The organism is Vibrio sinus, assembly GCF_023634645.1.
Taxonomy (GTDB): Bacteria; Pseudomonadota; Gammaproteobacteria; order Enterobacterales; family Vibrionaceae; genus Vibrio; species Vibrio sinus.
Genome location: NZ_JAMKMR010000014.1, coordinates 18,449 through 32,179 on the forward strand (window position 1 = coordinate 18,449; position 13,731 = coordinate 32,179).

Sequence of the window (13,731 nt, forward strand, 5' to 3'; positions counted from 1 at the left end):
GGGAGAAGAACTCACATGTTTGAATACGAAACGTTAAGACTAATTTGGTGGGTGCTGATCGGCGTTCTATTTGCCGGCTTTGCAATCACTGATGGTTTCGATATGGGCGTAGGCGCGTTATTGCCTATGCTAGGAAAAACGGATACTGAGCGCCGTGTAATGATGAACACGATTGCACCGCACTGGGATGGTAACCAAGTATGGTTAATCACCGCAGGTGGTGCGTTGTTTGCAGCTTGGCCTTTGGTTTACGCTACGTCTTTCTCCGGTTTCTACCTAGCCATGATTCTGACGTTGGCCGCACTTTGGTTACGTCCGGTTGGTCTCGATTACCGCTCAAAGATCGAAAACAAAAAATGGCGCGCAATTTGGGATAGATGTATCTCTGCGAGTGGCCTTATTCCACCAATCATTTTTGGTGTCGCGTTTGGTAACTTGCTTCAAGGTGTACCATTTAACTTAAGCGAATACTTGATGCCGACGTACCATGGTTCATTCTTTGGTTTGTTGAATCCATTTGCCATTCTTTGTGGTTTGGTTAGCTTGTTCATGATTTTGCTACAGGGAACAACTTGGCTACAAATGAAGACAACGAGCGATTTGCACAACAGAGCGAAGTCTTTGTCTCAAGTATTGGGCCTTCTTGTTATTGTCACTTTTGTAGCGGCAGGCTTTTGGGTACAACACATTGAAGGTTACGTGATTACTAGTGCAATCAACTACAATGGCCCATCTAACCCGTTGGATAAAACGGTAATAAGAGAAGCTGGCGCGTGGATGCATAACTTCAAAGAGTACCCATTAATGTGGATTGCTCCGGCTCTGGGTGTTTTGATGCCAATCGTCGCTATTTTAGCGTCTCGTGTTGAGAAAGCGGGTATCGCGTTCTTAGCGTCGAGCTTGACTGTTGGTGGTATCATCTTTACCGCTGGATTTGCTATGTTCCCATTCATCATTCCGTCAAGTTTGGCACCAAGCCACAGCTTGACCATTTGGGATGCGACAAGTAGTCATCTAACGATGGAAATCATCACAGTGATCGCATTTGTGATGGTACCGATTATCCTCTGCTATACAACTTGGACTTACTACAAGATGTTTGGTCGTTTGGATACTAAGTACATCGAAGACAACAAAACTTCAGCTTACTAATAGAGGAGCGTTTACAATGTGGTATTTCGCCTGGGTTCTAGGTGTGCTACTTGCTTGTGCATTTGGCATCATTAACGCTCTTTGGTTAGAGCACACAGAGATGATGGATAAAGACAGTGAGTAAACTCGCTGAGCAACTAGAAAAGGTACACGCTCCATTGGATAAGGGGCTACTAAGGCTCTTATCCTTGGTTCTTGGTATTTTCCACGTCGCCATGGTGATGTGGGAGCCCCACCAATATGCCAATAAGATTGGCGGCTTTGATGAAGTCGTCGGTCCGTTACTCATCTGGGCCGTTTGTTCCAGTATGATTTATGGCGTTGGGTTTAAGCCGAGATTCTGGTTGTGGCAAATAGTATTTAGCCCATACATTTCTCTAACCATCCTTATTTATCTAACGGTTTTATACGTTATGTGATAGTAGGGTGGTTTGGAATTGCATAAAATGGCATCGCTTTTATAAGGGATGCCATTTTTTTTAACAATTTTATAGGGATTAAACTAACTAGCGCTTGCAAATCTAAGCGGGAGCTGCGATATAGTAAGCCTAACTGGCAAGGGTGAAAAAACAGGATACGTTGTGCAAAACGATAATACCGTGTTTAGCTGGCCAATAACCGTCTATTACGAAGATACCGATGCGGGTGGTGTTGTATATCACGCGAATTACTTAAAGTACTTCGAACGGGCTCGCACTGAATATTTGCGCTCTATTGGTTTTAAGCAAAATGACTTGTTACAGCAAAACATAAGTTTTGTGGTGAGAAACATCGACGTTGATTTTATCGAACGAGCGAGGTTAGATGAGCAGCTAATCGTTAGGTCCTACGTATCCAAACTAAAGAAAGCTACCGTGATGTTCTGTCAAGAGATCGTAAATCATCAAGAGGTGACATTGTGTAAGGCAATGGTTAAGGTAGCATGTATCGATATTGAAAAATTGAAGCCTATCGCTATACCGCATTACATCTATCAGGAGATTTCAAACGGTGACATCTGATCTTTCTATACTCGATCTTTTTTTACAAGCCAGCTTTCTAGTTAAAATTGTCATGCTCATTTTGCTTGGAATGTCGGTGGCCTCCTGGGCGATGATTTTTAAGCGTAGCCAAGCGCTGACCAAAGCGACTAAAGATACCGATTCATTTGAAGACAAATTTTGGTCTGGCTCTGACTTATCTCAGCTCTACCAGGAAGTGAAGAAAAGAAAAGACTCACTCAGTGGTACAGAAGAAATTTTCTACTCAGGTTTTACTGAGTTCGCTCGTTTGCGTAAAACCAACGCTACCTCTCCGGATTTTATTATGGAAGGAACGGGCAGGGCGATGCGTGTTGCTGTTGCGCGAGAAGTTGAAGAGCTGGAAACCAATCTACCATTCTTAGCGACAGTTGGCTCAATTAGCCCTTACATCGGCTTGTTTGGTACGGTTTGGGGCATTATGCATGCGTTTGTTGCTCTGGGTGCCGTTAAGCAAGCGACGTTAGCCATGGTCGCACCTGGTATCGCAGAAGCACTGGTTGCAACAGCGATGGGTCTGTTTGCTGCGATTCCCGCGGTTATGTTTTACAACCGTCTGAGCAATCGCGTTGGGAAACTAGAGCATAACTTCGCCACCTTCTCTGAAGAGTTCCATAGTATTTTGCACCGTCAAGCAATGGCAGGCAGGGCTTAATCTATGGCTGGTTACCAACCAAAAAAGCGTAAACTTACGGCAGAGATTAACGTCGTCCCTTATATCGACGTGATGCTCGTGCTTCTCATCATCTTTATGGTTACATCGCCCTTTGTCACTCAAGGGGTGGATGTGAATCTACCCAAAACGTCAACGGCGAAACCTGCTTCCGATCTGGCTGGTGATAGTAACAGCGATTTCATTATCGTTCAGATTGATAAAAATGGTGAGCTAGGGCTCAGTTTGAATAATGAACCCGTTCAGCAAGGTATGACGTTGCGAAATCTGATTATTCGCATCAAAGCTGAGCTATCATTAAAGCCAAATTCTCCTGTAGCAGTTGGCGGGGATGCCGCTACACCTTATGCCAACGTTGTCTCCGTGCTTGATCAACTTCGCCAAGCTGGAATTCCTAAAGTTGGGTTGTTAACGGATATTAAGGACAATATTAAATAAGTTCCGATTATTCATGAAAACGACAAAAAATAATAAAAAAGACTATCTGAAACCCACCATTATCTCTGTGGCACTGCACTTGCTGCTTATCGCCATTTTGTTATGGGGAACTGACTTTCATATGTCTGAGCCCAAACCTACGGGGCAAATGGTGCAGGCGGTTGTTATTGACCCTGCGTTAGTTCAAAAACAAGCTCAACAAATTAAACGACAAAGAGATGCGGCGGCGAGAAAAGAACAAGATCGCCTCGATAAACTTCGTCGTGAAAGTGAGCAGTTAGAGAAAAACCGCAAAGCAGAAGAAGAGCGAATCCGTAAACTCAAAGAGCAACAAGCCAAAGCAGCTCAAGCCGCACGCGATGCAGAAAAGCAGCGCATTGCGCAAGAGAAACAGCAAGCAGAGGCGGCGAAAAAGGCCGCGCTTGAAAAGAAACGACTCGCGAAGTTAGAAGCGGAGCGTAAAGCTCAAGCAGCGGCAGCTGCAAAAGCCAAACAAGAGCGCGCTGCACGTGAAAAGGCAGCCAGAGAGCGTGCTGCGAAGGCCGCAGCAGAGAAAGCTCGTCAGGAAAAAATTGCCAAAGAGAAGGCCGCTAAGGCCGCCGCTGAAAAAGCGCGCTTAGAAAAAGAGCGTCAAGCTAAGCTGGCGGCGGAGAAGAAAGCGAAAGAAGCGGCATTGAATGATATCGCAGCTCAATTGAAGACAGAGGCGGCTCAAAGTAATTCAGCGCGAGCTCGGTTTGTCGCCAGTGAGGTCGATCGCTACGGTAGCATCTATACCAATTTAATTGAGAGTAACTTGTACGTTGATGATAGTTATAAAGGCCTAGTGTGCAAAGTGCACCTTAAGCTGGTTCCAGCTGGCACTAGTGCTTTTGCAACCATTTTGGACGTTAGTGGTGATAGAACGGTTTGTGGTGCTGCAAGGCGAGCCGTGGCTCAAGTGGGTAGTTTTCCATTGCCGAATAATGAACCTAAGGTTGTGGAACAGCTTCGTGATATAACCCTAAATGTCAAACTTCAGTAAAAGGAAATGAAAGTGTTAAAGCGATTATTATTCGTCTGTTTTCTATTTACATTTAGCAGCTTTCAATACGCGAATGCGTCTTTGGAGCTATACATCACTGGCGGCATTAACTCCGCCAGGCCAATAGCGATTATTCCTTTTAAATACGAAGGCTATGGGCAGCCGCCACAAGATGTGTCCGCCGTAATTGCATCGGATTTACAACGCAGTGGCAAATTTAACCCTATCGAAGTGAGTAAAATGCCGCAAACGCCTTATAGCGTGGCCGATGTTGATTTTAAAGCGTGGGGCAAACTAGGTGTTGATTCATTACTCACGGGGACGATTACTAAAGCGGCCGATGGCAATTACGTAATTACCTATCAGCTTATTGATATTGCTCGTGGTCAGCTGAGCAAAGGGAAAAACCTCGTTCTTAGTAAAAACGGTCAGTTGATTTCTACACAAGATCACGTGTTGTTTACTAAACGCGCGACTGTGCCACCGAATCGTCTACGTGAATACGCGCATCGTATTTCTGACTTGGTTTATAAGCAGTTAACAGGCGAGCGTGGTGCATTCTTGACTCGCATCGCTTATGTCGTGGTTAATTACAAAGATGCTTATCCATATCAACTCAGAGTGGCGGATTACGATGGCTACAATGAAAGGTTAGTGCTTCGCTCTAAACAGCCAATTATGTCTCCAGCGTGGTCACCGGATGGAAAAGAGCTGGCGTACGTGAGTTTCCAAAATGGTCATGGTGAAGTGTATATCATGAACATTTATACCGGTAAGACTGAACTAGAGTCATCGTTCCCTCGTCACAATGGCGCACCAGCGTTTTCGCCAGATGGTTCTAAATTAGCGGTTGCCTTATCTAAGTCAGGCACGTTGCAAATTTATATTCTGGACCTAAAAACTCATAAGTTCACCCAGCTTACTCATGGTAACTCAAACAACACGGAGCCAGCTTGGTATCCAGATGGTAAGTCTTTGATATTTACCTCTGACCGTGGGGGATTACCACAAATTTATAAAGTGAATTTAGCGACTGATGCGATTTCTCGTGTCACTTGGCAAGGCCGCCAAAATCAAGATGGGCAAATTACCCCTGATGGCCGCTATTTAATTATGGTGAACCGCAGTCCAAGTGGTTTCCACATAGCAAAACAAGATTTAGAAACAGGAACTGTCCAAATCTTGACAAAAACTTTCTTAGATCAATCACCGAGTGTGGCACCTAATGGCAGTATGATTATCTACAGTTCCAGTTACAACAACAGAGACGTTCTTAATTTAGTTTCTACTGATGGGCGTTTTCATGCTAGATTACCGGCCACAAATGGGCGAGTTAAATCGCCTGCATGGTCGCCGTTTTTATAGCAATTATTATAAATAGTAAGGAAAAATAAGATGCAACTTAATAAAGTTCTTAAAGGGTTGATGATCGCGTTACCAGTATTGGCAATGTCTGCATGTAGTTCTACAGACGGCACTACAAGCGACTCTGGTAAAGCTACAAACAATGCGGCGACAACTTCAGCAAGTACTGCAGCAAATCAAAATGGTACAACTGATACAACAGTCGTATCGCCTATCGGTGGTCAACAAGGTCAACTTTCTGAGCAAGAGCTAAAAGAGCAATCACTTCGTGAGAAGAAAACCGTGTTCTTTGCTTTCGACAACGCAGTTGTTTCGAACGATTACAAAGATATGCTAGAAGCGCATGCAGCATACCTAGTTAAGCATCCAGACGTAAAAGTTACTATTGAAGGTAACACCGATGACCGTGGTACTCCAGAGTACAACATTGCACTAGGCGCACGTCGTGCAGAAGCCGTATCTAAATATCTTCAAGCTCTAGGCGTTCCTTCTAGCCAAATCTCAATTGTGAGCTATGGTGAAGAGAAGCCAATCGCTCTTGGTCAAAACCCGAAAGCATGGGCTAAAAACCGTCGTGCAGTTATCGTATATTAATTGAGGAACACCTCATGTTCAGTAACTTCAAGCGCGTAATGACGCTTACGTTACTGGCAAGTGCAGCGGGCTCAGTGTCCGCTGCACCGGCTCCAGTATCCACTTTGAATTTAGGTAGTTCGTCTGCTGGCTCATCTGGTCAAGTTGCAGCGGCGGGCTCACCACAATCTGAAATACAAAGGTTGCAGCGCCTGATTGAAAGCCGCAACCAATTTAACCTGCAGCTGCAACAGCAGGTGTCAAACATGTCTCAAGAAATCAGCCAGCTACGTGGTCAAGTGGAAGTGAATAGCCACCAAATGCAGCAGATGCTAACGAGGCAACGTGAACTATTTATCGAGCTAGACAAGCTGCGTAGTCAAGTAAATGCGCCCAAGATAGATACCACGACGACCGCACAGCAAGAGAGCCACGATACTGCTGCGTTTAGTAGCAATGCGACCGAGCAAGAAGCGTATCAAAAGGCCATCGACCTTATCTTGAATAAACGAGATTACAAAGGGGCGATATTTGCACTGCAAAACTTCCAAAAAGACTATCCGGATTCCAAGCTCACGCCAAACGCAAATTATTGGTTAGGACAGCTGTATTTTGCTGATCAAGAATTTGATAAATCGGCACAAAACTTTGAGGCTGTACTTAAGTTCAAAGACTCGCCAAAACGTGCAGATTCATTGGTTAAGTTGGGCGATATTGCTAAGCAAAATAAAAATACAAAGAAAGCCAAAGCCTATTATGAGCAAGTGCTAAAAGAGTATCCTAACAGCGCTTCCGCCCAATTGGCGAAAGAGCGTTTAAAATAAACTAGGGTATATACAAACGAGGTGCAACAACGCACCTCGTTTAGGTTTATACTTCCTGCGTTCCAAACAACCTTTCTATCTCGTCGATCTGCTTGGTTTTTGTAAGAGCTAGCATAAGCAAAATGCGTGCTTTTTGTGGATTGAGAAAGCCAGACGCTATCGCAAAATCTTTGTGTGTCACGTAGCCATTGCCAGTTCGGGTGGATAAAACAATGGGATAGCCTTGTGTTTTCAATTCCTGTAACTTGCTTTTGACGTGAGTGGGAACCGAACCATTGCCGCTGGTTGCTATCACAAGTCCATCAGATCCAGCTTCTATCATGGCGTTGAGGTGCTTCTCGGAAATATCTTGATAGCAATACAAAATATTCACCTCAGGTAGCTGGTCCATAGCGGTCACATCAAAATTGGCCAGCCCATTCACCCGGCTCGGCTCATAGTAAAATTTAGCCTTACCACCAACAAATTGTCCAAGGTAGCCTTGATCTGGCGCTTTAAAAGTATCCAGCGATGTTGAGTGTGTCTTGCTTATATAGAAGGCTGAGCCGATATAATCATTTAGAGCAATCATGACGCCTCGACTGACAGCATCTGGGCTAGCGGCCAAATTGATAGCATTGAGCAAATTCATTGGTCCGTCAGCACTTATGGCTGTGGCTGGTCGCATCGCTCCAACTAACACGATTGGCTTTGCGGTTTGCGCCGTTAGCTCAAGAAAAAACGCCGTTTCTTCCATCGTGTTGGTTCCATGAGTAATGACGATACCAGACACATTGCCATGTAAAAGGGCATTGGCGCGTTTGCTCATGCTTAATAGAATATCTGAAGTGATATCAGAGCTAGAAGTATTGGTCACCTGAGTGGCAGAGATATTGGCAACTTGGGCAATTTCGGGAACATTCTCCAACAACGATTGAACGGAGAATTCACCGGATTGATAGTCAGTGACATCGGTGGCGCTATTCGAACCGCCAGAAATGGTTCCTCCCGTGCCAAACACTTCAACGTTAGGCAAAGCGCTGTCAGTCAGCGAAGTAAGATTTTCTTGGGTAGAGCTTGTTGGTGTAGCGAGGTTATCTTGCATTATCTAATACTCCTAGCAAGTTTGTGAAAGCGCAATCAGCAATAGGTGATGAAGAGTTGAACAGGCTTAAAACTAAGCATCATTGTTTATAATTATCGAACTTTGATCCAAGGCATCTTTAGGGTGTACAATACTCGGATTATTTCATTGTTGCATAGAACCAACCCTGTGAGCCACATACAAGATAGAATTGAAACGGTTTATCCGTTTCCACCTAAACCTACGCCAATTAGCGACGAGCAAAAACAAATCCATATCTCTAACATTAAGAAGCTCTTAAAAGAACAAGACGCCGTTTTGATCGCGCACTATTACACCGATCCAGAAATTCAGGCTTTAGCAGAAGAAACTGGGGGCTTTGTCGGTGACTCTTTAGAAATGGCGAAATTTGGTAACCGCCATCCGGCTAGCACGTTATTAGTCGCTGGTGTTCGCTTTATGGGTGAATCTGCAAAAATATTAACACCAGAAAAGCGTATTCTGATGCCAACACTTGAAGCTGAGTGTTCGCTAGATTTAGGCTGTCCAGCGGATGAGTTCACCATGTTCTGTGACTCTCATCCAGATCACACCGTTGTGGTTTATGCCAATACTTCCGCGGCAGTAAAAGCACGCGCGGATTGGGTGGTCACTTCCAGTATCGCTCTAGATATTGTTGAGCACCTTGACTCGATGGACAAACCTATCATTTGGGGGCCAGATAGACACTTGGGTTCCTATATCGCCAATAAAACCGGGGCGGACATGCTGCTTTGGCACGGTGAGTGTGTTGTGCACGACGAGTTTTCTGCTGATGCATTGCGCAAAATGAAATCAGTTTATCCGGAAGCGGCTATTTTGGTTCATCCAGAATCCCCTGCTAGCGTTGTTGAATTGGCTGATGCCGTTGGCTCGACTAGCCAGCTAATTAAAGCCGCAAATACCTTGCCAAATAAACAGCTTATCGTTGCGACGGATAAAGGCATTTTCTATAAAATGCAGAAATTGGTGCCAGAAAAAGAGCTAATTGAAGCGCCTACTGCTGGCGCAGGTGCGACTTGTCGTAGCTGCGCACATTGCCCTTGGATGGCGATGAATGGCCTAGCAGCCATTGAACAATCGTTGACTGAAGGTGGAAAAAATCACGAAATTTTTGTTGATGAGTCGGTGCGTGTTAAATCACTTATTCCTCTAAACCGCATGCTAGATTTCGCTGAGACTCTGAACCCATAACAGCGATATTGTTTTTGCCATTTAAACCAGCCAGCGAAATGCGGCTGGTTTTTTCTTTTATGCTCAATCACCTGAGCCTCGCATCTTAGGACGATTTAGGTATAGAATATCTCGAACAAGACTCAAGATTGGATGAATGATGTCTATATGGCTTCTATTTAAAAAATGGTTTCATAGCCGGCTATTCAAGCTCAGTGGTCGCAATATCGCGTTGTTGTTTGTTCTCTATGCCCTAATTAGCTGGGTATTGCTTCATTTCGCGGGAGAAAAACAACTCACTCATGATCTTTCCGCCTTCATTTACTTCCTAGTGGTGACCGCATCGACGGTAGGTTATGGCGATTATTCTCCACAGTCGGCTTTGGGGCGATGGATCGTAATTTTGTTTGTTATACCTGGTGGGTTAAGCTTGTTTGCCGCCTTACTTGGTAACATTGCTAGCGTGGCCGTGGAATATTGGCGAGCGGGGATATTAGGTAAAAGGAGAGTGAAATTGGAGAACCATATTCTGTTGTTGGGCTGGAATGGTCAGCGTACCATGAACCTGATTCGTATGCTGCAGCATGAAGAAACTGGCAAGCGACCCATTATTTTGTGTAGCCGCTCGGATATTGAAAACCCGCTACCTGGTGAGATTGAATTTGTGCGAGTGAACAGTTACACCGATGATCGAGAGATGCAAAAAACCAGCTATACGGAAGCCAGTTGTATCGTTGTAGATAACCTAGAAGACGACATCACCTTATCGGCCGCCCTTTATTGTGCTAATAAAAATCCGGCTGCGCATCTATTGGCCTACTTTAATGATGAATCACTCAGTCAGTTATTGAGTCGCCATTGTCCGAATGTTGAATGTATCCCGGCAGTCGGCGCTGAAATGCTAGCCAAAGCGGCGGTTGATCCTGGCTCTAGTGCGCTTCATCAAGAGCTTCTCGCATCAACGCAGGGGATGACACAATACTCCACCATTTATCCCAACTATCTTGCAACGACTTCAGTACAACCAATTTTTAACTATATGAAAGCCCAGCATCAGGCAACACTGATTGCTATCGATTGTGGTGAAGGAATTAAACTAAACCCTGATCTGCAAAGTACGGTGAGCTCTGGAGCGAAGCTATTTTATATTGCGGATGAGCGAATTGACGACTTTAAGTGGCAAGAACTGGCTTAACGGGTTGATGAGAAGTAGGCGAAGCGTTAAGCGACGCCTAACCTATGCAATCACTGTTCTACAAGCAATGCTGCGCGAATGGCTAGGCCGCAAAGCATCGTTGGCACACCATTAAAGATTTCCGTGAACTGATCTAAGCCTTCGACACCATTTTCTTTTAGTGTCTCAAGTGAGGTTTCTGGATCATACAGCATACTTAGTGACAAAATCACACCGCCTAGCAACGCATTATCTTCGCTATCTTCAGGCATGATGTTCTTCCAATCGTCTTGGGTGAATTGCCAACCCTGTAACACACCTTCACAAAAGTCTCTCGCATATTCGTTAACAATGTCTTCTTCATCCAGCTGGCATCCCGTTGGCCAATCCCAGCTATTTCCCAATAATGCTGGACGGTAATCATTCCAGATAGCAATCATGTGCTCAATGTAGGTTTCTAACTGCTCGCCATCGGAAAAGGGTGCGACTTCGTCGCCGCCCCATAAAAGGGGTAGCCATTCTTCAGGTGGAAGCACATGCGGTGCGGCAGCAATAGAAGTAATAAAACCGAAGGTTTTCGCTTCATTGAGTAACTTACCTTCCAACTCAGGTAAGGCGAGAAGTTGTTGTAGTGTCAAAATTTCGACCAGTTCGAATGAGTTTAATATGGGTATAGTAACAGTCATATTCTGAGATAAAAAGACTTGCGACATTCTATTGATAGCTATACGTTTTATTAAAAGGACAAAGATTCAGGGATATATGAATATACGATCGTCATTAAAACGCAAGAGTATTGTTGCGTTGGCTGCCTACATGTTTTTCGTGATTACTTTAGTTGGTACCGTGAGCTACATGGTGGTTGAGCCTCCTGTTCGATCTAAGCTCATCCAGAACCTGGATCTGAACACTCAGCTGATTTCTAACCAGATTAACGCCCCACTTAGCAGCTCACTTGGTGTGTTGCAAAGCATTGTAAGCATTGGCAATACAGGCACTCCGCAAGCTGAACAAGCCGTAATGTTGCATTCTCTCTTTACGGTACTCGATGGTATTGCAGTCAGCGGTGGATTGTGGCCCGAACCTTATTCCGTCGATCCTAAAAAAGAATACACCAGTTTGTTTTATAACAGAGCCACAGACGGTGTGATTGACAAAATCGATTCATGGAATAATCCGGAGACAGGCGGCTACAATCGGCAAGATTGGTACTTATCCGCAGCGAATCAGCCACTCGGTACGGTGACTTGGTCGCAAGTTTATATCGATGCCTACACCCATGTTCAAATGATCACCGCTTCTTCTCCCTATTATGTCAACGGCAGATTTGCTGGGGTGGCTACCATAGATTTATCGCTGAAAGACTTGGTCGAGTTCGTGAATAAACAAGCCGAGGATTTAGGTCTAGGCGTGTTAGTGAAAGACGGCTATGGGGAAGTCATTACAGAGCATAACTTTAGGGCGGTCAAAGGTATTTATGTTAGCAAGCTGACTTTCGGCAACTTCAATTGGTCTGTCGATGTCGTCAATGCGAAAAAACTGATCAGTGAACGTGTTTTTGAGATTATCAGTAATGTCGAACTTGGCATTATACCGCTCATGCTCCTACTCGTGATGGTCGGGTATTTTTTGATTAGCCGCTATCTCATCAAACCAATCAGTGTGATTGCGCAAAAAGTGGATGACTCGAAAGAAGGCGGAGTGATTGACTTGGCGTACAAAAGTAACGATGAGATCCGACACTTAATCGATACCTTTAACCAAAAAACCGTTTACCTTGAAGCGGAAAAAGTCAAAGCGCAAGCGTCAACCCAAGCTAAGAGCTCATTTTTAGCGACCTTATCTCATGAGATCCGCACCCCCATGAATGGGGTACTTGGTACAGCACAGCTGCTACTCAAAACCAATTTAAATGAAGAACAACGAAAGCATCTCAAAAGCCTCTATGACTCAGGGGACCATATGATGACGTTGCTCAATGAAATTTTGGATTTTTCTAAGATAGAACAGGGGCATTTAGAGCTTGAACGAGCGCCGTTTCCACTGGCTTCTATCATCGGCAGCATCAATAGTGTTTACCACACATTATGCACTGAGAAAGGCTTAGTGTTTAAAGTGTACTCCGAGATATCGCCTGAACGTTGGTATATGTCGGACAAAGCGCGCGTTCGGCAGGTGCTATTTAATTTGCTCAACAACGCCGTGAAGTTTACATCGCGCGGTTTTGTCGAGGTGAACTTCAAAGAACAAACCATTGACGATCAAAGCTATCTATTACTGACCGTGAGAGATACTGGGATTGGTATTTCGCAAGAAGCACAAGACAAGATATTCCGACCGTTTGAGCAAGCAGAATCTTCGACAACTCGCCGATATGGCGGTACGGGGTTAGGGCTGGCTATCGTTAAGCAGATCTGTGAGCTGATGGATGGGGATATTTCGGTAACCAGTCAAACTGGGATAGGGACCAGCTTCGAAGTGAACTTGCAATTGGAAATCTGTGAGCCTGGTTCGGTAGAGATCAAGTTACACCGTAAGCTCAACTATGACGGGTTGCAGGTACTGATTGTTGAAGATAATCGAACCAACACCATCATCATTGACAGCTTTATGAAAAGTAAGGGCTTCACCTGCCATTGTGTGGAAAATGGTGAAGAAGCCATTCGAGCCATTTCCAATCAGCATTTCGATTTAGTGTTAATGGATAATCACATGCCGATAATGGACGGGGTCGAAGCCAGTAATACGATTCGTACTTTGCCCGGAGAGCAGCGCCATACACTGATTTTTGGCTGCACCGCCGATGTGTTTAAAGAAACCCGTGAAAGAATGTTAGGCGCAGGGGTGGATTACATCATCGCCAAACCGATTGATGAGAACGAGTTAGATGATGCCTTATACCGATATTCTGAAAAGCTATACCAGTTCCACCCAGAGCAAAATGCACGCTTAGATGCTATCGATTTTGAGGATGTATTGGTTAATCTCTATGTCTCAATTGAAAACAAGCAATACGAAACCGCTGAATCCTTACTGGAGAAACTGATTTGCAGCGTTGATGACACACAAAACCCTCAAATCGGTGAAGCGCTTGAGAAAATTCTTACGGATTTGCGCAATCAAGTCGAGCCGAGTAAAGAGGACCTAGATCTAATTACGGTTCTTATGGCTGAACAATGTCACATGTAAGCTAAGCAAACTTGCAAGAGCTGGC

At 44.7% G+C, this 13,731-nt stretch carries 15 protein-coding genes; 13 read left to right on the forward strand and 2 right to left on the reverse strand.

Annotation, left to right across the window (positions count from 1 at the left end; genetic code table 11):
• Positions 1-15 precede the first annotated feature (15 nt).
• The 10 genes from cydB to ybgF all read left to right on the forward strand — a co-directional run bounded on the left by cydB (position 16) and on the right by ybgF (position 7,068).
• Positions 16-1,152, forward strand: coding sequence for a cytochrome d ubiquinol oxidase subunit II (cydB, locus tag M9194_RS14660; RefSeq protein WP_250613433.1), 1,137 nt, complete (start codon positions 16-18; stop codon positions 1,150-1,152).
• 16 nt (positions 1,153-1,168) lie between these two features.
• Entirely contained in the window at positions 1,169-1,276 is a 108-nt protein-coding gene (gene cydX / locus M9194_RS14665) for a cytochrome bd-I oxidase subunit CydX (RefSeq protein ID WP_237361459.1), read from the forward strand.
• Complete coding sequence (gene ybgE / locus M9194_RS14670) at positions 1,269-1,571, forward strand: cyd operon protein YbgE (RefSeq protein WP_250613434.1); 303 nt, start codon at positions 1,269-1,271, stop codon at positions 1,569-1,571. The genes cydX and ybgE overlap by 8 nt, the downstream gene beginning before the upstream one ends.
• Positions 1,572-1,733: 162 nt before the next feature.
• A complete protein-coding gene (ybgC, locus tag M9194_RS14675; protein ID WP_250613435.1) occupies positions 1,734-2,153 on the forward strand; it encodes a tol-pal system-associated acyl-CoA thioesterase in 420 nt (139 codons plus the stop codon).
• Positions 2,143-2,826: a protein TolQ gene (gene tolQ, locus M9194_RS14680; RefSeq protein ID WP_250613437.1), complete on the forward strand. Its 684-nt coding sequence runs from the start codon at positions 2,143-2,145 to the stop codon at positions 2,824-2,826. The genes ybgC and tolQ overlap by 11 nt, the downstream gene beginning before the upstream one ends.
• A 3-nt stretch (positions 2,827-2,829) precedes the next feature.
• Complete coding sequence (gene tolR / locus M9194_RS14685) at positions 2,830-3,282, forward strand: protein TolR (protein ID WP_250613438.1); 453 nt, start codon at positions 2,830-2,832, stop codon at positions 3,280-3,282.
• A 13-nt stretch (positions 3,283-3,295) separates the two neighbouring features.
• Complete coding sequence (gene tolA / locus M9194_RS14690) at positions 3,296-4,306, forward strand: cell envelope integrity protein TolA (RefSeq protein ID WP_250613439.1); 1,011 nt, start codon at positions 3,296-3,298, stop codon at positions 4,304-4,306.
• 12 nt (positions 4,307-4,318) lie between these two features.
• Positions 4,319-5,671 (forward strand): Tol-Pal system beta propeller repeat protein TolB, encoded by a 1,353-nt coding sequence (tolB, locus tag M9194_RS14695; protein WP_431769413.1) that lies wholly within the window; start codon positions 4,319-4,321, stop codon positions 5,669-5,671.
• A gap of 30 nt (positions 5,672-5,701) precedes the next feature.
• Positions 5,702-6,265, forward strand: a complete 564-nt coding sequence (gene pal, locus M9194_RS14700) for a peptidoglycan-associated lipoprotein Pal (protein ID WP_250613441.1) — start codon at positions 5,702-5,704, stop codon at positions 6,263-6,265.
• Between the two features lie 14 nt (positions 6,266-6,279).
• The gene (gene ybgF, locus M9194_RS14705; RefSeq protein WP_250613442.1) at positions 6,280-7,068 is read left to right on the forward strand and encodes a tol-pal system protein YbgF; all 789 of its coding nucleotides are present in this window, start codon (positions 6,280-6,282) and stop codon (positions 7,066-7,068) included.
• 46 nt (positions 7,069-7,114) lie between these two features.
• Here ybgF and M9194_RS14710 read toward each other — a convergent pair whose 3' ends face one another.
• Positions 7,115-8,152 carry an asparaginase gene (locus tag M9194_RS14710; RefSeq protein ID WP_250613443.1) on the reverse strand — a complete coding sequence of 346 codons (1,038 nt, stop codon included), beginning with the start codon at positions 8,150-8,152 and terminating at the stop codon, positions 7,115-7,117.
• Positions 8,153-8,320: 168 nt separating this feature from the next.
• Between M9194_RS14710 and nadA the strand changes: the two genes are divergently transcribed.
• Both nadA and M9194_RS14720 read left to right on the forward strand, forming a co-directional pair.
• Positions 8,321-9,364: a quinolinate synthase NadA gene (gene nadA, locus M9194_RS14715; RefSeq protein WP_250613444.1), complete on the forward strand. Its 1,044-nt coding sequence runs from the start codon at positions 8,321-8,323 to the stop codon at positions 9,362-9,364.
• A gap of 139 nt (positions 9,365-9,503) precedes the next feature.
• Complete coding sequence (locus tag M9194_RS14720) at positions 9,504-10,538, forward strand: potassium channel family protein (RefSeq protein WP_250613519.1); 1,035 nt, start codon at positions 9,504-9,506, stop codon at positions 10,536-10,538.
• A 50-nt stretch (positions 10,539-10,588) separates the two neighbouring features.
• Here the strand turns inward: M9194_RS14720 and M9194_RS14725 are convergent, their stop codons facing one another.
• Complete coding sequence (locus M9194_RS14725; RefSeq protein ID WP_250613445.1) at positions 10,589-11,155, reverse strand: UPF0149 family protein; 567 nt, start codon at positions 11,153-11,155, stop codon at positions 10,589-10,591.
• A 124-nt stretch (positions 11,156-11,279) separates the two neighbouring features.
• Here M9194_RS14725 and M9194_RS14730 point away from each other — a divergent pair, with 124 nt between their 5' ends.
• Positions 11,280-13,706, forward strand: coding sequence for a hybrid sensor histidine kinase/response regulator (locus M9194_RS14730; RefSeq protein ID WP_250613446.1), 2,427 nt, complete (start codon positions 11,280-11,282; stop codon positions 13,704-13,706).
• Positions 13,707-13,731 lie beyond the last annotated feature (25 nt).